The sequence below is a fragment of the Streptomyces sp. NBC_00028 genome, from assembly GCF_045041065.1.
Lineage (GTDB): Bacteria > Actinomycetota > Actinomycetes > Streptomycetales > Streptomycetaceae > Streptomyces.
In genome coordinates, this window is record NZ_CP108293.1 from 7716735 (window position 1) to 7739332 (window position 22598).

Sequence of the window (22598 nt, forward strand, 5' to 3'; positions counted from 1 at the left end):
GCCGACATATCGGCCGGCCCCGCCCGCATCGGGCCATGACGTGCCGTCGCCGTCGCCGCGGTCTCCGACACCCGCACTCGAAGCCCCCGCCCCGCTCGCCCCCGACACCGAACCCGACTCCGACTCCGACCGCGACCCCGAACCCGACCCCGACCCCATGCCACCACCCGCATAGGACCCTGCCCCACCCGCATAGGGCCTCGCCCCTGCCCCGCCTGCGTACGGCCCTGCCCCCGCCCCGTCCTCATACGCCCCCGCCCCGCCCGGATAAGGCGCAGCCCCGGACCGCCCCGGATACTGCCCGGCCCCGGGCCGCCCCGGATAGGGGCCAGCCCCGCCCGGATACGGCGCCGCAGCCCCGGACCGCCCCGGATACTGCCCGGCCCCAGGCTGCCCCGGATAGGGCGCAGCAGCCCCTGACATCCCCGTGTAAGGCCCTGGCCCACCCCCCGGAACCCCCGAACCTCCCACCCCTCCGCCCACCCCAGGCACCCCGGCGGGGCCCGCGCCGCCCCTCGCCGCGTCACCCAGTGCCAGCGCAGCCGCCCGCTGCCCCGCCGCCCCCGTCGCCCGGGCCAGCAACGCGCCGGCGGCGCCCGCCCCCGCACCCCACAGGGCGCCGAGGAGGAGGGCCATGCCCAGGTGGCCGTGGAGTTCGATGCCGGCGCCGAACGCGTCGAAGCCCAGCACTGACAGCGAGGCGTTCACGGACACCTCCGTCAGCCAGGCGAGCAGCGGCAGCGCCAACGCCGTGGCCAGCCCGAGCCGCAGCGCACAGCGCCCGGCGAAGCCGAGGGCGCCTGGATCCCGTACGTATGAGGCACTCGCACCCGCCGCCCCACCGGGCACTGCTCCTCGTACGAGACCGACACCCCCGGCACCTGCACCCGCACCCGCACCCGCGTCCGCCCACCGCGACGTCTCCGGGGCTCCCACCCCCTCGGTCACCACACCCACCGGCGTCCGCACCGCCGTCAGGACCCCGGCCAGCAGCATCATCACGGCCGCCGCGACGGCCAACAGCCATACCCGGCCGTCGAGTTCGGCGAGGCGGGAGAGGGAGACGGACTCGTCGCGTTCGGAGCTGAGCAGGTCGTCCAGGGGGGCGGGAAGGAAGTGGGCCAGGGGGCCCGTCGCGCGGCCGTCCCACGGGACGAAGAGGCCGATCGGGATGCCGAGCCAGGTGCCGTTGGGGGCGCCCAGGAGCGCCGCGCCGGCGATCCGCTTCGGGTGGTCGTCGCCGATCGCCGCGTACGCCCCCGCCGCGAGCCCCGCCGCGACCGCGACCAGCAGCACGGTGACCAGGGCCGACACCGCCGGGCGGACCACCCGGTGCACGGCCTCCAGGCCGCGGGGGAGCGGGGTACGGCGGGATGCCAGCAGGGCGATGAGGAGGATGCCCGCGGACCAGCCCAGTCCGCCCAGCAGCGTCGGCACCGTGTCCACCGTGAAGCCGACCGCCGCCTTCGCGTCGACGAGGTCGCCGAGCTGGTCCGGCAGCAGTCCGCCGATGTCCCCGACGTCACCGAGCCCGGGGATCTTCAGGCCGCCGCCGCCCCCGGCGCCGGGCAGTTTGTCGAGGCCGAGCGCGCCGCCGTCGATCGTGATGACATCGTGTCCCGCCCAGGCCAGCCCGCCCAGCGTGGCGACGAAGAGGGCGACCACCGTGCCCGCGCGGGCGAGGAGTTCGGCCGGGGCGATCACAACTCCCGCCGCCCGCAGGGACCGTAGGAAGAACCAGGACAAAAGGAGCGCGCCGACGAGGCTCACGCCCAGTGGCGTGATCTCTATGGCTGTCGCTGCCTCCGCGCCGGTGAGCCCGAACGCGGACACGTCTCCGGACGGGGTCACCGAACCACCCGCCCCAAGGGCCACCACCGCCGCGGTCATCGGCCCCAGCGAGGCCGTCGCGTCCGCGCCCAGCAGATGCAGCCCGAGCGCCGCGACGCCCGCCATACCGATCAACGCCCAGCTCACGGCGACGATCGCGGTCAGCAGGATGTCGCCCCACGGCAGCTTCGCGCCGTACTTCGTGGTCTCGGAGTTCGTGGACACACTCATGGCAGACCCCCCGATCCGCGGCGCGGCGATCGCCGCGCTTGTCCCCCTCGCGTGGATTACCACTCTCCGGGTCGGTTTCAACCCCGTCAACGGAACCGGTCGATGCGTACGTACGTGGTCTTCACAAGGCCCGACTTTCGGTCAGGGGGCCGAGCCTGAAATAGTTCCCGACGATGTTCGACATCCCTAGACTCCCTGTGTTGGGGGTAAATCGGGGGACTACTCATGGGGCATGGAGTGCCGGAACTCGTACTGGAATTGAACGGACGTACCTGGACGCTCGACCCGTCCAGGTCCTACACCCTCGGACGCGATCCGCAGGGTGACATCGTGCTCGACGACGCCAGGGTGTCCTGGCGGCACGCCACGATCAGCTGGAGCGGCCGCAGTTGGGTCATCGAGGACCACGGCTCGACCAACGGCACCTTCGTGCAGGGCCAGCGGATCCACCAGCTGGAGATCGGTCCCGGCGCGGCGGTGAACCTGGGCAACGCGACCGACGGACCGCGCGTGAGCGTCTCCGGCGCCGCGGCGGCCGTCACACCGCAGCCCCAGCAGCAGCCGTACGCGGCACAGAGCGCCAACCCGGGCTGGGCACAGCAGGCGCCGCCACAGCAGGCACCCGCGCAGCAGGCACCGCAGGCCGGCTGGCAGCAGCCGCAGCAGCCCGCCGCGAACATTCCGCCGCAGCAGGGCGGCCCCGGCGTCGGCGCGGGGGCGCCGCCGGTCTACGGCGACCGCAGCCCGACCACGTTCCACCAGTTCTCGATCGGCCGCGTGATGCGCATCGGTCGTGCCCTGGAGAACGAGCTGGTCGTCTCCGACCTCCAGGTCTCCCGGCTGCACGCCGAGTTCCGCTCGACGCCCGACGGCCGTATGGAGATCCGCGACCTCGGCTCGCACAACGGCACGTACGTCAACGGCCAGCCGATCACCAAGGGCGGCTCGCAGCTGCTGGGACCGGCCGACATCGTCGGTGTCGGTCACTCGACGTTCCGGATCGTCGGCGACCGGCTCGAGGAGTTCGTCGACACCGGTGAGGTCTCCTTCTCGGCCCGCCATCTGACCGTCACGGTCGACGGCGGCAAGCAGATCCTCAAGGACGTCTCCTTCGGCGTCCCGGAGAAGTCGCTGATCGCGGTCATCGGACCGTCCGGTTCCGGCAAGTCGACGCTGCTCAAGGCGCTGACGGGCTACCGCCCCGCCAACCAGGGCGACGTCCTCTACGACAACCGGAACCTCTACAAGCAGTTCGCCGAGCTGCGTCAGCGCATCGGTCTGGTCCCGCAGGACGACATCCTGCACAAGGAGCTGACCGTCAAGAAGGCCCTCAAGTACGCGGCCAAGCTCCGTTTCCCCGCCGACACCACCGGCGCCGAGCGCGAGGCCCGGATCGACGAGGTGCTGCGCGAGCTGAAGCTGGACATCCACAAGGAGAAGAAGGTCACCTCCCTCTCCGGCGGCCAGCGCAAGCGTGTCTCGGTAGCCCTGGAGCTCCTCACCAAGCCGTCGCTGATCTTCCTGGACGAGCCCACCTCGGGCCTCGACCCGGGCATGGACCGCGACGTCATGCAACTGCTGCGCGGCCTCGCCGACGACGGCCGCACGGTCCTCGTGGTCACCCACTCGGTGGCCGAGCTGGCGATCTGCGACAAGCTCCTGGTGATGGCCCCCGGCGGTTCGGTCGCCTACTTCGGCCCGCCCGAGGAGGCGCTGAACTTCTTCGGCTACGACACCTGGGCCGACGTCTTCTCCGCCTTCGAGAACTACCGCGACTACGACTGGGCGGGACGCTGGAAGGGCTCCCAGCACTACCAGATGTACGCCGCGGACATCGACGCGATCGCGCCGCAGTCCGTACAGATGCCGCCCATGCAGGCGATGAAGCCGCCGAAGCCACAGGGCTGGATGTCGCAGTTCGGCACGCTGGTGCGCCGCTATGTCTCGGTGATCGCCTCCGACAAGGGTTTCCTGGCCCTGTCGATCATCCTGCCGCTCGTCCTCGGCTCGGTGAGCCTGCTCATCGACTCCGGCAAGGACCTGCTGGTCAACACGGAGATCAACCCGAACACCGGAAAGCCCGTCGCCAACGGCACGGCCCTGACGGTGCTGCTGATCCTCGCGGTGGGCGCCTGCTTCGCCGGCGCCGCCAACTCCGTCCGTGAGCTGATCAAGGAACGGGTCATCTACGAGCGCGAGCGCGCCACCGGCCTGTCCCGCTCGGCGTACCTGATGTCCAAGGTCTTCGTGCTGGGCCTGGTCACCATGCTCCAGGGCCTGCTGGTCGGCATCATCGGCTTCTCCAGCCGCACCATCCCGGACAAGGGCCTGATCCTCGGCAGCCAGATCCTGCTGGAACTGTGCATTCCGATCATGGCGCTGGGCTTCACCGCGATGATGTTCGGCCTGATCATCTCGGCCCTGGTGAAGACCGCCGAGAAGACCATGCCGCTGCTGGTGATGTTCGCGATCGTCCAGGTCGTCTTCACCGGCTGTCTGTTCCCGCTGGCCAACTCGGTCGGCGTCAACCAGCTGTCGTACCTGATGCCGTCGCGCTGGGCGGTCGCCGCCGCGGGTGCCACGCTCGACTTCAACAAGATCAGCCCGCCCGCCAAGGGCGACAGCGACGACCCGCTGTGGGCCCACTCCGTCGGCGCCTGGAGCATGGACATGATCGCCCTGATCGTTCTCGGCGTGATCTGCGGCTTCCTCGTGGCCCGCTTCCTGCGCCGCCACGAGCCGGAGGTCATGCGCAAGTAGTTCGCACGCGTACGACGCCGAAGGGCGGCACCCCGTCAGTTGGGTGCCGCCCTTCGGCGTGCTCGAACGATGCGGTGACGCTGCGGTGTACGAGAGGTCCGCGCGGCCTCAGTACGCGCTGTTCACGTTGTCGATCGAGCCGTACTTGTCGGCCGCGTAGTTGGCGCTGGCGACGATGTTGGCGACCGGGTCGTACTGGCTGAAGGCCGTGCCGGAGACGTGGTACGCGTCGAACGTCGGCTTGATGATCTGCAGCAGGCCGATCGACGGGGTGCCGTTGATCGCGTTGACGTCCCAGTTGTTGATCGCGTTCGGGTTGCCCGAGGACTCCCGGATGATGTTGCGGTACAGACCGTTGTACGTACCCGGGATGCCCTTGTCGTCCATGATGTCGAGGGCGTGCTTGATCCAGCCGTCGAGGTTGTTGGCGTAGGTCTTGGTGGTGGCCTTGACCGCGGCGCGCTTGGCGGAGCGGCTCGCGGCCTCCTTGGCCTTGCGCTCCTGCGCGGCCTTCTGGGCGGCCTTCTGCTCGGCCTTCTTCTTGGCCGCGGCCTCGGCGGCCGCCTGCTTCTTCGCGGCGGCCTCGACGGCGGCCTTCTTCGCGGCGGCGGCCTCGGCGGCCTGCGCCTGGAGGCTCGTGGCGGCGAGCTGCTCGCTGACGCCGGACTGCAGGCCCTTCAGCTGCTCGGAGCTGTAGGCCACCTTGGCTGAGGCAGCGGCCTCGCTCGTGGTGGTGTCCGCGTTGCTGGGGACCGCGGAGAACGCGAGGGCGGCGGCGCCGAGCGTGGCGACACCGGCGATCGCGACCTTGTGGCGCTTCGTCAGCGCGCGGCCATGGCCACGGGTGGAGTTCTGCGACATGCGGATGGACCTCTTCGAATAGCGCGGAGTCGCTCTGCGTCTTGCGGCACAAACGCCGCGGGCGGAACCCGCGGCGCTGAGCGACGGCAGCCATTCTTAGCGGCCGCAAAAATGAGAGGCAAAGGTGTGACGTACGATCCTGGATAGTGGATCAGGGAAGGGCAAAACGGGACAGACAGGAACGTCTGTCCCGCTCACCCGGGACCTGTTTATCTCCTATTGACCTTCGTACGTGATGTGCGCCCTATGCGCGGGCTCACACCGGCCGCGTGGCGGCCTCACCGGTAGTTGCTGAAGCAATGCTCTGCGTAAGGGGCCGGGTCTCCGTCGGTAAGGAGGAGATGGACGTCCCCGAACTCGTGCCACAGGTACCGCCCACGCACCGCCTCCTCGTACCCCCGATCCACGGCGGCCCCTCCGGCCACCGCCCGCAGCATCAGCAGATGCGAGGCCTCCGGCTCGTGCAGCCCGGTCAGCAGCCCGTCCACGACCCGCACCCCGCCCTCAGGGGTCACCACCAGGTCGGTCCACCCCTCACGCGCGCGTACGACCCCGTCGGCGCCGACCGCCGACTCCACGGCCCGCACCGCCGTGGTCCCGACGGCGACGACCCGCCCGTGCGCCGCCCGCACCGCGTTGATCAGCCGCGCCGACGCCTCCGGCACCGCGAACCGCTCCGGATACGGCGGCTCCTGCACCTCCGCCGACGCCACCCCCGTGTGCAGCGTGATCGGCGCGAACTGCACACCCCGGCTCACCAGCTCCGCCACGAGCCGCGCGGTGAAGGGCCGCGCCGCACTCGGCATCTCCGCACTCCCGACCCCACCGGGCTGCGGCAACGCGAACACCGTCTGATACGCGGACAGCGGCTGGTCGCGCTCCGTGTAGGAGTAACGGATCGGCCGCCCGAACTCCCGCAGCAGCCCGGGCACACCTGCCCCAGGGTGGGCTCGCGCCCACCACAGTCGCTCGCTCTGCCCGCTCAGCGGCTCCTCCAGCGTCAGTCGCACGCCCCCGGGCAACCGCACCTCCGTACCCGCGGGCCCACCCGCACGCGCGCGTGTGGTGCCGCGCCCGTCGGGGTCCCGCAGCTCGACCGCCCACCGGCCGTCGTCCCCGCGCGTGGAGAAGTGCACCGCCACGCGCACGTGCCCGATCCGGCCGTCCACGGCTGCCGCCAGCGTCGGCGACGTGTTCACGACCAGGAGATCCCCGGCCCGCAGCAGACACGGCAGTTCCGTGAACGCGTGATGCGAGACCTCCGTACCGCGCGACACGAGCAGTCGTACGGCGTCCCGGTCCAGGCCGGGACCACGCTGCTCGGCCGGCACCCGGGCCGACAGCTCCTCCGGGACGCGCAGCGTCAGCGTCACCGCGCCTCCAGCAACGCGGCGGCCGTGTACCGACCGCTCGCCGGACGCCGGTCGAGCAGGTGCATGAAGGCCGGGGCGATGTCCGCCGGCGTGGGTGTCCCCGACAGGTCCTCGTCGGGCTCGGCCGCGGCCAGCATGGCGGTGCGCATGCCACCCGGATCGACCCACCAGACCCGCAGCCCAGGCTCCTCGACGGCCAGCACCGCCGACAGCTGGTCCAGGGCCGCCTTCGTCGCCCCGTACGCCCCCCAGGTCCGGTACGCCTCCGCGCCCGCGTCCGAGCTCACGTTCACCACCGCACCCGAGGGCGCCGCCCGCAGCTCGGGCAGCGCTTCCTGGAGCAGCCCCAGCGGCGCCACCACGTTGGTCTCCAGGGCCGCGCGGAAGCCGCCCAGCGAGTGATCGCCGAGCGGGACCAGCGGTTCGGCACCCAACACCCCGGCGTTGTTCACCAGCAGATCGAGACCGCCCAGCTCACGCGCCGCGGCCACCAGCCCGGCCCGATGCCCGGCATCCGTGACGTCCCCCGGCAACGCCGTCACGCGCGTGCCGTGCGTCGCGACTCCCGCCGCCGTCTTGTGCAGCGTCTCGGCGTTCCTGGCGTCGAGCACCAGATCCCAGCCGCGCGCGGCCAGCGCCTCCGCGAGCGCCCGCCCCAGTCCCCTGGAAGCCCCCGTGATGATCGCTACCGGCATGACATGTCCCCTCGTCGTCACTTCAAGTGCCTTCGACGCCCTCAACGTAGGAACAGGGCGGCCCCGACCGCGTCGGACGCGGGTCGCGACCGGGCGGGGTCCTTCGCCCTAAGCCCCCGGTCCGGGCCCTTCGCCCTAGGCCCAGCGCCCTAGGCGGCCGCCGCCACAGGGCGGATACGGACTGTCACACCCCGCCGGTACCGTGAGGGCATGAGTCAAGGCCCCAGGTCCGGTCTGGCCGCGGTGAGCGCCGCGCTGCTGGCCATGAGCAGGCATCTAGAGGTGCGCGACGTCCTCAAGACGATCGTCGCCTCGGCCCGCGAGCTGCTCGACGCGCAGTACGCCGCCCTCGGCGTCCCCGACGACCACGGAGGCTTCGCCCAGTTCGTCGTCGACGGCGTCAGCGACCAGCAGTGGAAGGCCATCGGCCCGCTCCCCAGGCAGCACGGCATCCTCGCCGCGATGCTCCAGGAGGCCAAGGTCGAGCGCCTCGCCGACGTGCGCAAGGACCCCCGCTTCGAGGGCTGGCCGTCCGCCCACCCCGACATGTCCGACTTCCTGGGCCTGCCGATCCGCGACGGCGACGAGGTCATCGGTGCCCTCTTCCTCGCCAACAAGCTGCGTCCTGTGGGGGGAAACCCCCCACACCCCCCGTGCCCCGAGCCGGACGGCAGCTGCGGCTTCACCGCCGAGGACGAGGAACTGCTCTCCATCCTCGCCCAGCACGCGGCCATCGCCCTCACCAACGCCCGCCTGTACGAGCGCAGCCGCGAACTGACCATCGCCGAGGAACGCTCCCGGCTCGCGCACGAGCTGCACGACGCGGTCGCCCAGAAGCTGTTCTCCCTGCGCCTGACCGCCCAGGCCGCCGCCGCGCTGGTCGACCGCGACCCCTCCCGCGCCAAGGGCGAGCTGCAGCAGGTCGCCGTACTCGCCGCCGAGGCCGCCGACGAACTGCGCGCCGCCGTCGTCGAACTGCGCCCCGCCGCCCTCGACGAGGACGGCCTCGTCGCCACCCTCCGCACCCAGATCCAGGTCCTCGACCGCGCCCACACGGCGCGCGTGACCTTCGACAGCTGCGGAGTGCGCGCCCTGCCCGCCGCCCAGGAGGAGGCCCTCCTGCGCGTCGCCCAGGAGGCCCTGCACAACGCCCTGCGGCACTCCGGAGCCGACCACGTCGACGTGACCCTGGCCCGCCGCGGCAGCGGAGCCCTCCTGAGCGTCACCGACGACGGCAGCGGCTTCGACCCGAAGACCACCCGCCGCGCGGGACGCCACCTCGGCCTCGTCTCCATGCGGGACCGGGCGAGCGGGGTCGGCGGCGTGCTGACCGTGGAATCGGCGCCCGGCAAGGGCACCACGATCGAGATGGAGGTCCCTGGTGGCTGACGCAATCAAGGTGCTGCTCGTCGACGACCACCAGGTGGTCCGCCGCGGACTGCGCACCTTCCTCGAAGTACAGGACGACATAGAGGTCGTGGGCGAGGCCTCGGACGGCGCCGAGGGCGTCGCCCGCGCCGAGGAACTCAAGCCGGACGTCGTCCTCATGGACGTCAAGATGCCGGGCATGGACGGCGTCGAGGCCCTGCGCAAGCTCCGCGAACTGAACAACCCCGCGCGCGTGCTCATCGTCACCAGCTTCACCGAGCAGCGCACGGTGATCCCGGCCCTGCGCGCCGGAGCCGCCGGATACGTCTACAAGGACGTCGACCCCGACGCCCTCGCCGGCGCCATCCGCTCCGTCCACGCCGGCCACATCCTCCTCCAGCCCGAGGTCGCCGGCGCCCTGCTCTCGCAGGAGGAGGCCAACTCAGGGCAGGGCAGAGCGGGCTCGCTCACGGAACGGGAGCGCGAGGTGCTCGGCCTGATCGCCGACGGCCGCTCCAACCGCGAGATCGCCCGCGCCCTTGTCCTCTCCGAGAAGACGGTCAAGACCCACGTCTCGAACATCCTGATGAAACTCGACCTGGCGGACCGCACCCAGGCCGCTCTGTGGGCAGTACGTCACGGAGTGGCCGGTTAAATCCATCCAGTGGACGGCAATACGGAGGGTTCCGCTCCGGAGTGAGATTCATACCGTCGTGGGAATGTCACCCGGACGGCGCATCCTTCATCGATCTCCACCGTTCTCCAGTGCGTGCCGCGGCGACTGCCGCGGCGATCGCTAGGGAGGGCTCAGAAGTGAAGAACCTGAAGAAGGCAGCGGCCGTGACGATGGTGGCCGGCGGACTGATCGCCGCCGGTGCCGGGATGGCCTCCGCCACCGACGCGCACGCCGACGGCAAGGCCGTGGGTTCGCCGGGCGTCGCCTCGGGCAACCTCGTCCAGGCCCCGATCCACATCCCGGTCAACGCGGTCGGCAACAGCGTGAACGTCGTGGGCATCCTCAACCCCGCGTTCGGCAACCTCGGCGTGAACCACTGACCTCCGCCCAGGGGCGACAGTGACTTCCGGCCTCCCGGGCGCTCCCGGGAGGCCGGTCCGTTTGTAGGGCCAATGATCCGAACGGGCAGTTGCCGTCGGGCTCCCGTACCGTTCGCGCTCACCTCCGCGTTGACCAGGCACGACCCGCGGCCGGGTCGGATACGCAAACGCAGGAGGAACGCTTCTCATGAACATCGCCAAGAAGGCTGCCGTGGCCCTCACCGTCGCCGGTATCGCCACGGGTGCCGCCGCCGGTGCCGCTGTCGCCGACGCGGGTGCCGACGGCGCGGCCGTGAAGTCGCCGGGCGTCGGCTCGGGCAACCTGGTCCAGGTCCCCGTCCACGTCCCCGTCAACGTCGTAGGCAACACGGTCAACGGCATCGCCGGCCTGAACCCCGCGTTCGGCAACAACGGCGTGAACGACTGACGTCGGGTCCGAGCCGGTGGGCCTCTCAAGTCAAGGGCGACTTGAGGGGCCTTCGGTCTGTGCGACGTGGGGTTCTCCGGCTGCGGGTGAGTGGGGGCTGGTCGCGCAGTTCCCCGCGCCCCTTAGGTGCGTAGAGCCTGCGCCCCTTAGGTACGTAGAGCCTGCGCCGGCTCCGGCAGTGGCCCCCGCCTACCGCACCCCGCGCTCCCGCTCCTCCACATACGCGTTGTACGCCGCGACCTGAGCACGCCGGGCAGTGCGTTCCACCGGCCGAAGCGCCTCCGCACGCGCCCCCATCTCGCCGGCCGTCACCGCACCCCCATGCCCGTTCGCGTACGCCACGGAGATCAGCAACCCCACCCGCTGCGCCAGCTCCAGCACCCGCACCGCCCGCGGCGGATACCCCGGCGCCAACACCTCCCGCCCCCGCTCGGCCCGCGCCCGATACGCGTCGATCGCCGCCTCCGCCACCGGCCCCGACCCGGCCACGTCCAGCCGCGTCAACACCTCCGTCGCCTCCCGAAGGGCCTCCGCCAGCTCCCGCTCGGCCTCGCCGAGGGAGGGCACATCGGCGGGCGGCGCCTCCCGTACGGGCAGCACATGCCATACGACCTCGACATGCACATCACCCTCGGGCCCGGCCTCGTACACCTCCGGCACCAACCCGAGCGCGGCCCCGTGACAGATCACCGCCTCCTCGGCCTCCAACGCCCGCGCGTTGAACTCCGGTGGCCCGCTCAGCCCCAGCGGATGCCCCGGCGCCGGCAGCGCCACCCGCAACCCGGTCACCCCGAGCGCCCGCAACCGCCCCAGCGCGAGCGTCAGCCCGACCGGGCCCGACTCACCCGGCAGGCCCTCCACCCGATGCACCGCGTCGTCCCCGACAGCGGCGAGCACCGCGTCGTCAGGCGACACAAGTCCGGCCAAAAGGGCGTTTCCCCAAGCGGCGAGGCGTCCAGAGCGTGATTCCGAGAGCATGCCTCCACCCTAAGGACCGGACCGATGGAATGGGCCGCCCGACCGGTGGCGTAGATTTCCTTGAAGGCTGCGCCCGAAAATGCGCGCACGCGACAGCCGAGACGCCGAGACCGGTCACACTGCAAGGGGAGACAACGCGCTCATGAGCGATGTTCTGGAGCTTCAGGACGTATCCGTGGTCCGTGAGGGCCGGGCTCTGGTGGACCAGGTCTCCTGGTCGGTCAAGGAGGGCGAGCGCTGGGTCATCCTCGGCCCCAACGGCGCCGGCAAGACCACCCTTCTGAACGTCGCGTCCAGCTACCTCTACCCCAGCCAGGGCACCGCCACCATCCTCGGCGAGACCCTCGGCAGGCCCGGCACCGACGTCTTCGAACTGCGCCCCCGCATCGGCGTCGCCGGCATCGCCATGGCCGACAAGCTCCCCAAGCGCCAGACCGTCCTGCAGACCGTGCTGACCGCCGCCTACGGCATGACGGCCGGCTGGCAGGAGGAGTACGACGAGATCGACGAGCAGCGTGCCCGCGCCTTCCTCGACCGCCTCGGCATGAGCGACTACCTGGACCGCAAGTTCGGCACCCTCTCCGAGGGCGAGCGCAAGCGCACCCTCATCGCCCGCGCGCTGATGACCGACCCCGAGCTGCTCCTCCTCGACGAGCCCGCCGCCGGCCTCGACCTCGGCGGCCGCGAGGACCTCGTACGCCGACTCGGCCGGCTCGCCCGCGACCCGATCGCCCCCTCGATGCTGATGGTCACCCACCACGTCGAGGAGATCGCCCCCGGCTTCACCCACGTCCTGATGATCCGTCAGGGCAAGGTCCTGGCCGCGGGGCCGCTGGAGCTCGAACTCACCTCCCGCAACCTCTCGCTCTGCTTCGGCCTCCCGCTCGTCGTCGAGCAGGTCGGCGAGCGCTGGACGGCGCAGGGCCTGCCGATGGCCTGACGCGCCTCGCGCCCTGTCCGCGCAGGACCCGCGGTCCTACCATGACCATGTGAACGACATCGACGCATGGGTGTGGTGGCTCGTCGGCGCGGCCGCGCTCGGAATCCCTCTCGTGGTGACGGCGATGCCGGAGTTCGGCATGCTCGCGGTGGGCGCCGTCGCCGGCGCGATCCTCGCGGGCCTGGGCTTCGGCGTCGTCGTGCAGGTGCTCGCCTTCGTCATCGTCTCGGTCGCCCTCATCGCCGTCGTACGGCCCATCGCGGCCCGGCACAGCGCACAACGGCCCCAACTGGTCTCCGGGGTCGAGGCGTTGAAGGGGAAACAGGCCGTCGTACTGGAACGCGTCGACGGCACCGGCGGCGGCCGGATCAAGCTGGCCGGAGAGGTCTGGTCGGCCCGCGCCCTCGACGTCGACCGCGCCTACGAAGTAGGACAGGAAGTGGACGTCGTGGAGATCGAGGGAGCGACCGCGATCGTCATCTGACCTCGTACGACTCAACTGAACCGAACAGACCACGAGTTGCTCGACGGTCTGTCAGACTCGACCAGCAAGATCTTCAACAACCATAAGATCTTCCGAAAGCGCCGAGGCGAAGAAGGGTACGGGGAAGCGACGATGGAACCGGTCATCATCGTCTTGATCATCCTGGTGGTGTTGGTCTTCATCGCCCTGATCAAGACCATCCAAGTCATCCCACAGGCCAGCGCCGCCATCGTCGAGCGCTTCGGCCGCTACACGCGGACACTCAACGCGGGCCTCAACATCGTCGTCCCGTTCATAGACACCATCCGCAACCGCATCGACCTGCGGGAACAGGTCGTCCCGTTCCCGCCCCAGCCGGTGATCACCCAGGACAACCTGGTCGTGAACATCGACACGGTCATCTACTACCAGGTGACGGACGCGCGGGCCGCGACCTACGAGGTCGCCAGCTACATCCAGGCGATCGAGCAGCTGACGGTCACCACCCTCCGCAACATCATCGGTGGCATGGACCTGGAGCGGACCCTGACCTCCCGCGAGGAGATCAACGCGGCCCTGCGCGGCGTCCTCGACGAGGCGACGGGCAAGTGGGGCATCCGCGTAAACCGCGTGGAGCTCAAGGCAATTGAGCCACCCACCTCCATCCAGGACTCGATGGAGAAGCAGATGCGCGCCGACCGCGACAAGCGCGCCGCGATCCTCACGGCGGAAGGCACGCGCCAGGCGGCCATCCTCACCGCCGAGGGCGAGAAGCAGTCCCAGATCCTGCGCGCCGAGGGTGAGGCCAAGGCCGCGGCCCTGCGCGCGGAAGGCGAGGCCCAGGCCGTTCGTACGGTCTTCGAGGCGATCCACGCGGGCGACCCCGACCAGAAGCTGCTGAGCTACCAGTACCTCCAGATGCTCCCCAAGATCGCCGAAGGCGACGCCAACAAGCTCTGGATCGTCCCCAGCGAAATCGGCGACGCCCTCAAGGGCCTGTCCGGCGCGATGGGCAACTTCGGCCCCCTGGGCGGCGGTTCAGGAGGCGGCGGCAACCAGGGCAACGGCGGATCGGAACGCAGGGAAAAGCCGCCGATCGATTAGTCGGCAGCGGCCCCCGCGCCCCAAGGGGCGCGGGGAACTGCGCGAACAGCCACAACAAACCCGCAGCCGCCAACGAACCGAACCCGGCAGACGATTAGGCTGCGACCAACGCCAACCACTCAGGCAGCGCCTGAAAGTCATCGGCCCCCAGCGACAGCAGCATCGCATCGGCCGGCGTCGGCTCGAACGGCTGCCTGAGCAACGGCATCCCCGCCTGCTCCGGAGTCCGGTCGGCCTTACGGTGATTGTCCTCCGCGCACGAGGCCACCGTGTTCAGCCACGAGTCCTGGCCACCCTGCGCCCGCGGCACCACGTGGTCCACCGTCGTCGCCCTGCGCCCGCAGTACGCGCACCGGTGCCGGTCCCTGACCAGCACACCCCGCCTCGACCACGGAGCTTGTCTTCGGAACGGCACCCTCACGTACCTGCACAGCCGGATCACCCGGGGCGCCGGTATGTCGACCGCGGCTCCGCGCATACGCAGTTCGGGGTGGGACTGCTCGACGACGGCCTTGTCCTGCAGCACCAGAACGACGGCTCGGTTCAACGTCACCGTCGAAAGCGGCTCGAAGCTCGCGTTCAGTACCAGCGTGTCCCGCATGACCAGCCCACCTCCTGCGCTCACCCGCCCACCTCCATGGCGGGCTGGGATCAACTCTGGCCGGGCACGCCGAGATGGACAACGAAATAAAAAGTGCCCGCCCCTGATCACTTCCAAGACCGGGGACGGGCAAACGTTCCGTGAACGCTCGGATCGTTCAGCTCTGTTCGGGGTTCTCGTACTCACCGATCAGCTGGGCGCGGGCGATCGTGTGGAACCGCAGATTGAAGCCCACGACGGCGGGAGAGGCGTCGGCATCCGGACCGAGCTTCTCCTGGTCCACCGCGTACACCGTGAAGACGTACCGGTGCGGCCCGTCGCCGGGCGGCGGCGCGGCACCACCGAAGTCCTTGCTGCCGTAGTCGTTGCGCGCCTGTACGGCACCCTCCGGCAGGCCCTCGAACTTCCCGCTGCCCGCACCCACCGGCAGCTCGGTCACCGAGACGGGGATGTCGAACACGACCCAGTGCCAGAACCCGCTGCCCGTAGGGGCGTCGGGGTCGTAGCAGGTCACGGCGAAACTCTTGGTCCCGTCCGGGAAACCCTCCCACCGCAGCTGCGGTGAGGTGTTGCCGGCCGCGTAGACCTGAGCGTCCTTGAGCGTCGCCCCTTCCTCGATGTCCTCGCTCGTCACCGTGAACGACGGGACGGGCGGGTGGAAGTCATGGGGGAGAGGCCGCCGCTTGAGCTCGGTCACCTCGGTACCTCCTGATCGATTGCCGGAAATCAGCAATCCCGAGCCTAGAACCAGTTGCGCTTGCTGCCGACCTCGGACAGCCACTGGTTGAGGTAAGCCGCCCAGTCGGTGCCCTGGTAGTCGTTGAGCCCCACCTGGAAGGAACGGAAGGTGTCACTGCCCTCGCTGAACAGCCCCGGCTTCTTGTCCATCTCCAGGACGACGTCCATGGCGCTCTGATCGGCCACGAAGCTCAGCTCGACCTGGTTCAGCCCCCGGTACTGCTGCGGCGGGAAGAACTCGATCTCCTGGTAGAACGGCAGCTTCTGCCGGGTGCCCCGGATGTGCCCGCGCTCCATGTCCGCGTTCTTGAAGCGGAAGCCCAGCTGGATGAAGGCGTCCAGCAGGGCCTTCTGCGCCGGCAGCGGATGCACGTTGATCGGGTCCAGGTCACCGGAGTCCACGGCGCGCGCGATCGCCAGCTCGGTGGTCACGCCGATGTTCATCCCGCGCAGTGCCTGACCGTCGATCATCGTGATCGGCGTCTCCCACGGGATCTCCAGCCCGAACGGCACCGCGTGCACCGCACCGGCCTGCAGCTCGAAGGCACCACCGAGCCGCACCTTGGTGAACTCGATGTTCTGCTTGTACTCCTCGTCGCCGCTCTCGACCTCGACCTTGGCCTGGAGGCCGACGGACAACCCCTCGATCTCCTGGTTGACAGACCCGCCCTGGATCCGCACCTCGCCCTGGACGACACCACCCGGCACGACGTTGACCTCGGTCAGCACCGTCTCGACCGAAGCACCGCCGGCACCCAGGCTCGCGAGCAGCTTCTTGAACGCCATGACTCTCCCTCTTACGTCGTCCTGCTGTATGTGCGGGTAACGCGTGGACCCTTGATCCATACAAACGCCATCCGGCCGTGGCCGGTTCCGCGCCCTCACCCTTGCAAGGCGAACGCCCCCTGACCACCCCGTCGCGACCACCCGTCTGCACTACCCTCGGACGGCATGATCGCGACCCCCGACCGTACGCCTCTGCCCCGAGAGTTCTTCGACCGCCCCGTACTGGAGGTCGCCCCCGACCTTCTGGGCCGCATCCTCGTACGCACCACCCCCGACGGTCCGATCGCACTCCGCCTCACGGAGGTCGAGGCGTACGACGGCCAGAGCGACCCCGGCTCCCACGCCTATCGCGGCCGCACGGCCCGCAACGGCGTGATGTTCGGTCCGCCCGGGCATGTGTACGTCTACTTCACTTACGGCATGTGGTTCTGCATGAACCTCGTGTGCGGGCCGGACGGCCGGGCGAGCGCGGTCCTGCTCCGCGCCGGCGAGGTCATCGAGGGGGCGGAGCTCGCACGTAAACGTCGACTCTCGGCCCGAAATGACAAGGAACTGGCCAAAGGACCCGCCCGTCTGGCCACGGCCCTCGGTGTGGACCGGTCGCTCGACGGCACGGACGCGTGCACCTCCGCCGAGACACCCCTGAGGGTCCAGACCGGCACCCCGGTCCCCTCCGACCAGGTACGCAACGGTCCACGCACCGGAGTCTCGGGCGAGGGGGGCGTCCACCCGTGGCGCTTCTGGATCGCCAACGACCCCACGGTGAGCCCTTATCGGGCTCATACGCCGAGGCGTCGTTCAAGTTGACGCGCCGTTGCGCGGTGCGTAGTGTAGCCCGAGCCGCTTGAACCGGGTACGGCGATCGCCTGCAGCCGGAAGCGGCCAAACCACTACCTACGACATCCTCTGAGCGAGGGTGAATTCGGCGTGCTCGCATGCTCGAATTCGAACTCTCGGAACTCGATTATGAGTTAGCGAGAGGATCGGCTAACGTAGTGAATGTCGAAAGGCCGACAGGCGAAAGCCAGAAGCCTTCGGCAAATCCCGCCGACAGGGAATCAGACGCCGAAAGGATCTGATAGAGTCGGAAACGCAAGACCGAAGGGAAAAGCCCGGAGGAAAGCCTGAGAGAGTCTCTCGGGTGAGTACAAAGGAAGCGTCCGTTCCTTGAGAACTCAACAGCGTGCCAAAAATCAACGCCAGATTAGTTGATACCCCGTCTCCAGCCATTCGGTTGGGGCGAGGTTCCTTTGAAATAACACAGCGAGGACGCTGTGAACCACCGGATTATTCCTCCGGTGGTTCCGCTCTCGTGTGTCGACCGGATTACCGGTAAACATTCACGGAGAGTTTGATCCTGGCTCAGGACGAACGCTGGCGGCGTGCTTAACACATGCAAGTCGAACGATGAACCACTTCGGTGGGGATTAGTGGCGAACGGGTGAGTAACACGTGGGCAATCTGCCCTTCACTCTGGGACAAGCCCTGGAAACGGGGTCTAATACCGGATACCACTACCGCAGGCATCTGTGGTGGTTGAAAGCTCCGGCGGTGAAGGATGAGCCCGCGGCCTATCAGCTTGTTGGTGAGGTAATGGCTCACCAAGGCGACGACGGGTAGCCGGCCTGAGAGGGCGACCGGCCACACTGGGACTGAGACACGGCCCAGACTCCTACGGGAGGCAGCAGTGGGGAATATTGCACAATGGGCGAAAGCCTGATGCAGCGACGCCGCGTGAGGGATGACGGCCTTCGGGTTGTAAACCTCTTTCAGCAGGGAAGAAGCGAAAGTGACGGTACCTGCAGAAGAAGCGCCGGCTAACTACGTGCCAGCAGCCGCGGTAATACGTAGGGCGCAAGCGTTGTCCGGAATTATTGGGCGTAAAGAGCTCGTAGGCGGCTTGTCACGTCGGGTGTGAAAGCCCGGGGCTTAACCCCGGGTCTGCATTCGATACGGGCTAGCTAGAGTGTGGTAGGGGAGATCGGAATTCCTGGTGTAGCGGTGAAATGCGCAGATATCAGGAGGAACACCGGTGGCGAAGGCGGATCTCTGGGCCATTACTGACGCTGAGGAGCGAAAGCGTGGGGAGCGAACAGGATTAGATACCCTGGTAGTCCACGCCGTAAACGGTGGGAACTAGGTGTTGGCGACATTCCACGTCGTCGGTGCCGCAGCTAACGCATTAAGTTCCCCGCCTGGGGAGTACGGCCGCAAGGCTAAAACTCAAAGGAATTGACGGGGGCCCGCACAAGCAGCGGAGCATGTGGCTTAATTCGACGCAACGCGAAGAACCTTACCAAGGCTTGACATACACCGGAAAGCATTAGAGATAGTGCCCCCCTTGTGGTCGGTGTACAGGTGGTGCATGGCTGTCGTCAGCTCGTGTCGTGAGATGTTGGGTTAAGTCCCGCAACGAGCGCAACCCTTGTCCTGTGTTGCCAGCATGCCCTTCGGGGTGATGGGGACTCACAGGAGACCGCCGGGGTCAACTCGGAGGAAGGTGGGGACGACGTCAAGTCATCATGCCCCTTATGTCTTGGGCTGCACACGTGCTACAATGGCAGGTACAATGAGCTGCGAAACCGTGAGGTGGAGCGAATCTCAAAAAGCCTGTCTCAGTTCGGATTGGGGTCTGCAACTCGACCCCATGAAGTCGGAGTTGCTAGTAATCGCAGATCAGCATTGCTGCGGTGAATACGTTCCCGGGCCTTGTACACACCGCCCGTCACGTCACGAAAGTCGGTAACACCCGAAGCCGGTGGCCCAACCCCTTGTGGGAGGGAGCTGTCGAAGGTGGGACCAGCGATTGGGACGAAGTCGTAACAAGGTAGCCGTACCGGAAGGTGCGGCTGGATCACCTCCTTTCTAAGGAGCACTTCTAACCGGGCTTGCTCGGTCAGAGGCCAGTACATCGGCGAATGTTCGATGCTGGTTGCTCATGGGTGGAACGTTGATTATTCGGCCGGGTTCACGGGTCGGAGGCTGCGAGTACTGCTCTTAGGAGCGTGGAAAGCATGATCTCCGGACGGGACCGGGCCGGGCACGCTGTTGGGTGTCTGAAGTAACGGCCGCAAGGTTGTGCTTCGATGCCGGCCCCAGTGAACTCCAGCCTTTGGTTGGGGGTGATGGGTGGCTGGTCGTTGTTTGAGAACTGCACAGTGGACGCGAGCATCTGTGGCCAAGTTTTTAAGGGCGCACGGTGGATGCCTTGGCACCAGGAACCGATGAAGGACGTGGGAGGCCACGATAGTCCCCGGGGAGTCGTCAACCAGGCTTTGATCCGGGGGTTTCCGAATGGGGAAACCCGGCAGTCGTCATGGGCTGTCACCCATACCTGAACACATAGGGTATGTGGAGGGAACGCGGGGAAGTGAAACATCTCAGTACCCGCAGGAAGAGAAAACAACCGTGATTCCGGGAGTAGTGGCGAGCGAAACCGGATGAGGCCAAACCGTATGCGTGTGAGACCCGGCAGGGGTTGCGCATGCGGGGTTGTGGGATCTCTCTTTCACAGTCTGCCGGCTGTGAGACGAGTCAGAAACCGTTGATGTAGGCGAAGGACATGCGAAAGGTCCGGCGTAGAGGGTAAGACCCCCGTAGTCGAAACGTCAGCGGCTCGTTTGAGAGACACCCAAGTAGCACGGGGCCCGAGAAATCCCGTGTGAATCTGGCGGGACCACCCGCTAAGCCTAAATATTCCCTGGTGACCGATAGCGGATAGTACCGTGAGGGAATGGTGAAAAGTACCGCGGGAGCGGAGTGAAATAGTACCTGAAACCGTGTGCCTACAAGCCGTGGGAGCGTCGGATATGTGCTTGCACATATCTCGTGACTGCGTGCCTTTTGAAGAATGAGCCTGCGAGTTTGCGGTGTGTTGCGAGGTTAACCCGTGTGGGGAAGCCGTAGCGAAAGCGAGTCCGAATAGGGCGGTGGAGTAGCACGCTCAAGACCCGAAGCGGAGTGATCTAGCCATGGGCAGGTTGAAGCGGAGGTAAGACTTCGTGGAGGACCGAACCCACCAGGGTTGAAAACCTGGGGGATGACCTGTGGTTAGGGGTGAAAGGCCAATCAAACTCCGTGATAGCTGGTTCTCCCCGAAATGCATTTAGGTGCAGCGTCGTGTGTTTCTTGCCGGAGGTAGAGCACTGGATAGGCGATGGGCCCTACCGGGTTACTGACCTTAGCCAAACTCCGAATGCCGGTAAGTGAGAGCGCGGCAGTGAGACTGTGGGGGATAAGCTCCATGGTCGAGAGGGAAACAGCCCAGAGCATCGACTAAGGCCCCTAAGCGTACGCTAAGTGGGAAAGGATGTGGAGTCGCACAGACAACCAGGAGGTTGGCTTAGAAGCAGCCACCCTTGAAAGAGTGCGTAATAGCTCACTGGTCTAGTGATTCCGCGCCGACAATGTAGCGGGGCTCAAGCGTACCGCCGAAGTCGTGTCATTCATACAATAGGGCCAACGCCTGTATGGATGGGTAGGGGAGCGTCGTGTGCCGGGTGAAGCTGCGCCGGAAGGCAGTGGTGGACGGTTCACGAGTGAGAATGCAGGCATGAGTAGCGATTCACACGTGAGAAACGTGTGCGCCGATTGACTAAGGGTTCCTGGGTCAAGCTGATCTGCCCAGGGTAAGTCGGGACCTAAGGCGAGGCCGACAGGCGTAGTCGATGGATAACCGGTTGATATTCCGGTACCCGCTGTGAAGCGTCAAACATCGAACCAGGCGATGCTAAGGCCGTGAAGCCGCCCCGGAGCCTTCGGGCAAAGGGGAGTGGTGGAGCCGCCGGACCAGACTTGCAGTAGGTGAGTGATGGGGTGACGCAGGAAGGTAGTCCATCCCGGGCGGTGGTTGTCCCGGGGTAAGGGTGTAGGACGCAAGGTAGGCAAATCCGCCTTGCACATAGTCTGAGACCTGATGCCGAGCCGATTGTGGTGAAGTGGATGATCCTATGCTGTCGAGAAAAGCCTCTAGCGAGTTTCATGGCGGCCCGTACCCTAAACCGACTCAGGTGGTCAGGTAGAGAATACCGAGGCGTTCGGGTGAACTATGGTTAAGGAACTCGGCAAAATGCCCCCGTAACTTCGGGAGAAGGGGGCCATCACTGGTGATTGGATTTACTCCATGAGCTGGGGGTGGCCGCAGAGACCAGCGAGAAGCGACTGTTTACTAAAAACACAGGTCCGTGCGAAGCCGTAAGGCGATGTATACGGACTGACGCCTGCCCGGTGCTGGAACGTTAAGGGGACCGGTTAGTGCGCTTTCGGGCGTGCGAAGCTGAGAACTTAAGCGCCAGTAAACGGCGGTGGTAACTATAACCATCCTAAGGTAGCGAAATTCCTTGTCGGGTAAGTTCCGACCTGCACGAATGGCGTAACGACTTCTCGACTGTCTCAACCATAGGCCCGGTGAAATTGCACTACGAGTAAAGATGCTCGTTTCGCGCAGCAGGACGGAAAGACCCCGGGACCTTTACTACAGTTTGATATTGGTGTTCGGTTCGGCTTGTGTAGGATAGCTGGGAGACTTTGAAGCTCATACGCCAGTATGGGTGGAGTCGTCGTTGAAATACCAGTCTGGTCGTGCTGGATGTCTAACCTGGGTCCGTGATCCGGATCAGGGACAGTGTCTGATGGGTAGTTTAACTGGGGCGGTTGCCTCCTAAAGAGTAACGGAGGCGCCCAAAGGTTCCCTCAGCCTGGTTGGCAATCAGGTGTTGAGTGTAAGTGCACAAGGGAGCTTGACTGTGAGACCGACGGGTCGAGCAGGGACGAAAGTCGGGACTAGTGATCCGGCGGTGGCTTGTGGAAGCGCCGTCGCTCAACGGATAAAAGGTACCCCGGGGATAACAGGCTGATCTTCCCCAAGAGTCCATATCGACGGGATGGTTTGGCACCTCGATGTCGGCTCGTCGCATCCTGGGGCTGGAGTCGGTCCCAAGGGTTGGGCTGTTCGCCCATTAAAGCGGTACGCGAGCTGGGTTTAGAACGTCGTGAGACAGTTCGGTCCCTATCCGCTGCGCGCGCAGGAATATTGAGAAGGGCTGTCCCTAGTACGAGAGGACCGGGACGGACGAACCTCTGGTGTGCCAGTTGTTCTGCCAAGGGCATGGCTGGTTGGCTACGTTCGGGAGGGATAACCGCTGAAAGCATCTAAGCGGGAAGCCTGCTTCGAGATGAGTATTCCCACCCACTTGATGGGGTAAGGCTCCCAGTAGACGACTGGGTTGATAGGCCGGATCTGGAAGCCCAGTAATGGGTGGAGGTGACCGGTACTAATAGGCCGAGGGCTTGTCCTCAGTTGCTCGCGTCCACTGTGTTAGTTCTGAGGCAACGACCGTTGCCGGTTTTTTGAGCAGAACGCATCACTAATAACTACAGAGTGTGCTT

At 67.0% G+C, this 22598-nt stretch carries 16 protein-coding genes, 2 rRNA genes and 1 pseudogene; 11 read left to right on the forward strand and 8 right to left on the reverse strand.

All coding sequences use genetic code 11. From position 1 onward, the window contains the following. Positions 1–501: 501 nt before the first annotated feature. A pseudogene (locus OG885_RS34795) lies at positions 502–2061 on the reverse strand (streptophobe family protein); the annotation flags it as partial. A gap of 237 nt (positions 2062–2298) precedes the next feature. On the opposite strand from OG885_RS34795, the gene OG885_RS34800 reads away from it, so the two are divergent. Beyond that, on the forward strand, positions 2299–4821 hold the full coding sequence (locus OG885_RS34800) for an FHA domain-containing protein (RefSeq protein WP_405743007.1): 2523 nt from the start codon (positions 2299–2301) through the stop codon (positions 4819–4821). Between the two features lie 108 nt (positions 4822–4929). Here OG885_RS34800 and OG885_RS34805 read toward each other — a convergent pair whose 3' ends face one another. The 3 genes from OG885_RS34805 to OG885_RS34815 all read right to left on the reverse strand — a co-directional run bounded on the left by OG885_RS34805 (position 4930) and on the right by OG885_RS34815 (position 7750). Further along, a complete protein-coding gene (locus tag OG885_RS34805) occupies positions 4930–5682 on the reverse strand; it encodes a transglycosylase SLT domain-containing protein (RefSeq protein WP_405738333.1) in 753 nt (250 codons plus the stop codon). A 278-nt stretch (positions 5683–5960) separates the two neighbouring features. Continuing rightward, positions 5961–7055: an S-adenosylmethionine:tRNA ribosyltransferase-isomerase gene (locus OG885_RS34810; RefSeq protein ID WP_405738335.1), complete on the reverse strand. Its 1095-nt coding sequence runs from the start codon at positions 7053–7055 to the stop codon at positions 5961–5963. Continuing rightward, entirely contained in the window at positions 7052–7750 is a 699-nt protein-coding gene (locus OG885_RS34815) for an SDR family NAD(P)-dependent oxidoreductase (RefSeq protein ID WP_405738337.1), read from the reverse strand. The genes OG885_RS34810 and OG885_RS34815 overlap by 4 nt, the downstream gene beginning before the upstream one ends. Positions 7751–7960: 210 nt before the next feature. On the opposite strand from OG885_RS34815, the gene OG885_RS34820 reads away from it, so the two are divergent. From OG885_RS34820 to OG885_RS34835, 4 genes are all read left to right on the forward strand, one after another. Next, entirely contained in the window at positions 7961–9139 is a 1179-nt protein-coding gene (locus tag OG885_RS34820) for a GAF domain-containing sensor histidine kinase (RefSeq protein WP_405738340.1), read from the forward strand. Next, a complete protein-coding gene (locus OG885_RS34825; protein ID WP_399958630.1) occupies positions 9132–9773 on the forward strand; it encodes a response regulator in 642 nt (213 codons plus the stop codon). Before OG885_RS34820 ends, OG885_RS34825 begins: the two co-directional genes overlap by 8 nt. A gap of 158 nt (positions 9774–9931) precedes the next feature. Next, positions 9932–10174 (forward strand): chaplin ChpE, encoded by a 243-nt coding sequence (chpE, locus tag OG885_RS34830; protein ID WP_059197195.1) that lies wholly within the window; start codon positions 9932–9934, stop codon positions 10172–10174. 187 nt (positions 10175–10361) lie between these two features. Beyond that, positions 10362–10601, forward strand: coding sequence for a chaplin family protein (locus OG885_RS34835; RefSeq protein ID WP_399958628.1), 240 nt, complete (start codon positions 10362–10364; stop codon positions 10599–10601). A 189-nt stretch (positions 10602–10790) separates the two neighbouring features. Here the strand turns inward: OG885_RS34835 and OG885_RS34840 are convergent, their stop codons facing one another. Beyond that, a complete protein-coding gene (locus OG885_RS34840; RefSeq protein ID WP_405738345.1) occupies positions 10791–11579 on the reverse strand; it encodes a hypothetical protein in 789 nt (262 codons plus the stop codon). Positions 11580–11721: 142 nt separating this feature from the next. Between OG885_RS34840 and OG885_RS34845 the strand changes: the two genes are divergently transcribed. From OG885_RS34845 to OG885_RS34855, 3 genes are all read left to right on the forward strand, one after another. Further along, complete coding sequence (locus OG885_RS34845; protein ID WP_399958623.1) at positions 11722–12519, forward strand: ABC transporter ATP-binding protein; 798 nt, start codon at positions 11722–11724, stop codon at positions 12517–12519. A 49-nt stretch (positions 12520–12568) separates the two neighbouring features. Further along, positions 12569–13003 carry an NfeD family protein gene (locus OG885_RS34850; RefSeq protein ID WP_405738348.1) on the forward strand — a complete coding sequence of 145 codons (435 nt, stop codon included), beginning with the start codon at positions 12569–12571 and terminating at the stop codon, positions 13001–13003. Positions 13004–13135: 132 nt separating this feature from the next. Next, positions 13136–14086 carry an SPFH domain-containing protein gene (locus OG885_RS34855; RefSeq protein WP_405738351.1) on the forward strand — a complete coding sequence of 317 codons (951 nt, stop codon included), beginning with the start codon at positions 13136–13138 and terminating at the stop codon, positions 14084–14086. Positions 14087–14180: 94 nt separating this feature from the next. Here the strand turns inward: OG885_RS34855 and OG885_RS34860 are convergent, their stop codons facing one another. From OG885_RS34860 to OG885_RS34870, 3 genes are all read right to left on the reverse strand, one after another. Further along, positions 14181–14687: an HNH endonuclease gene (locus tag OG885_RS34860; RefSeq protein ID WP_405738354.1), complete on the reverse strand. Its 507-nt coding sequence runs from the start codon at positions 14685–14687 to the stop codon at positions 14181–14183. 157 nt (positions 14688–14844) lie between these two features. Next, positions 14845–15384 (reverse strand): YbhB/YbcL family Raf kinase inhibitor-like protein, encoded by a 540-nt coding sequence (locus tag OG885_RS34865; RefSeq protein WP_405738357.1) that lies wholly within the window; start codon positions 15382–15384, stop codon positions 14845–14847. Positions 15385–15428: 44 nt separating this feature from the next. Beyond that, positions 15429–16211: a sporulation protein gene (locus OG885_RS34870; RefSeq protein ID WP_399958610.1), complete on the reverse strand. Its 783-nt coding sequence runs from the start codon at positions 16209–16211 to the stop codon at positions 15429–15431. A 165-nt stretch (positions 16212–16376) separates the two neighbouring features. Here OG885_RS34870 and OG885_RS34875 point away from each other — a divergent pair, with 165 nt between their 5' ends. The 3 genes from OG885_RS34875 (at position 16377) to OG885_RS34885 (ending at position 22507) form a co-directional block, all read left to right on the forward strand. Continuing rightward, positions 16377–17018 carry a DNA-3-methyladenine glycosylase gene (locus OG885_RS34875; protein WP_405738361.1) on the forward strand — a complete coding sequence of 214 codons (642 nt, stop codon included), beginning with the start codon at positions 16377–16379 and terminating at the stop codon, positions 17016–17018. A gap of 532 nt (positions 17019–17550) precedes the next feature. After that, positions 17551–19076, forward strand: a 16S ribosomal RNA gene (locus OG885_RS34880). 311 nt (positions 19077–19387) lie between these two features. Then, positions 19388–22507 (forward strand): 23S ribosomal RNA (locus OG885_RS34885). Together the 16S and 23S rRNA genes form the textbook arrangement of a ribosomal RNA operon. The last annotated feature ends 91 nt before the right edge of the window (positions 22508–22598 follow it).

Coding starts and splice junctions, on each gene's coding strand:
- OG885_RS34805 (WP_405738333.1), bottom strand. CDS start 5,682: ATGTCGCAGAACTCCACCCGTGGCCATGGCCGCGCGCTGACGAAGCGC.
- OG885_RS34815 (WP_405738337.1), bottom strand. CDS start 7,750: ATGCCGGTAGCGATCATCACGGGGGCTTCCAGGGGACTGGGGCGGGCG.
- OG885_RS34820 (WP_405738340.1), top strand. CDS start 7,961: ATGAGTCAAGGCCCCAGGTCCGGTCTGGCCGCGGTGAGCGCCGCGCTG.
- OG885_RS34835 (WP_399958628.1), top strand. CDS start 10,362: ATGAACATCGCCAAGAAGGCTGCCGTGGCCCTCACCGTCGCCGGTATC.
- OG885_RS34840 (WP_405738345.1), bottom strand. CDS start 11,579: ATGCTCTCGGAATCACGCTCTGGACGCCTCGCCGCTTGGGGAAACGCC.
- OG885_RS34845 (WP_399958623.1), top strand. CDS start 11,722: ATGAGCGATGTTCTGGAGCTTCAGGACGTATCCGTGGTCCGTGAGGGC.
- OG885_RS34855 (WP_405738351.1), top strand. CDS start 13,136: ATGGAACCGGTCATCATCGTCTTGATCATCCTGGTGGTGTTGGTCTTC.
- OG885_RS34860 (WP_405738354.1), bottom strand. CDS start 14,687: ATGCGGGACACGCTGGTACTGAACGCGAGCTTCGAGCCGCTTTCGACG.
- OG885_RS34870 (WP_399958610.1), bottom strand. CDS start 16,211: ATGGCGTTCAAGAAGCTGCTCGCGAGCCTGGGTGCCGGCGGTGCTTCG.
- OG885_RS34875 (WP_405738361.1), top strand. CDS start 16,377: ATGATCGCGACCCCCGACCGTACGCCTCTGCCCCGAGAGTTCTTCGAC.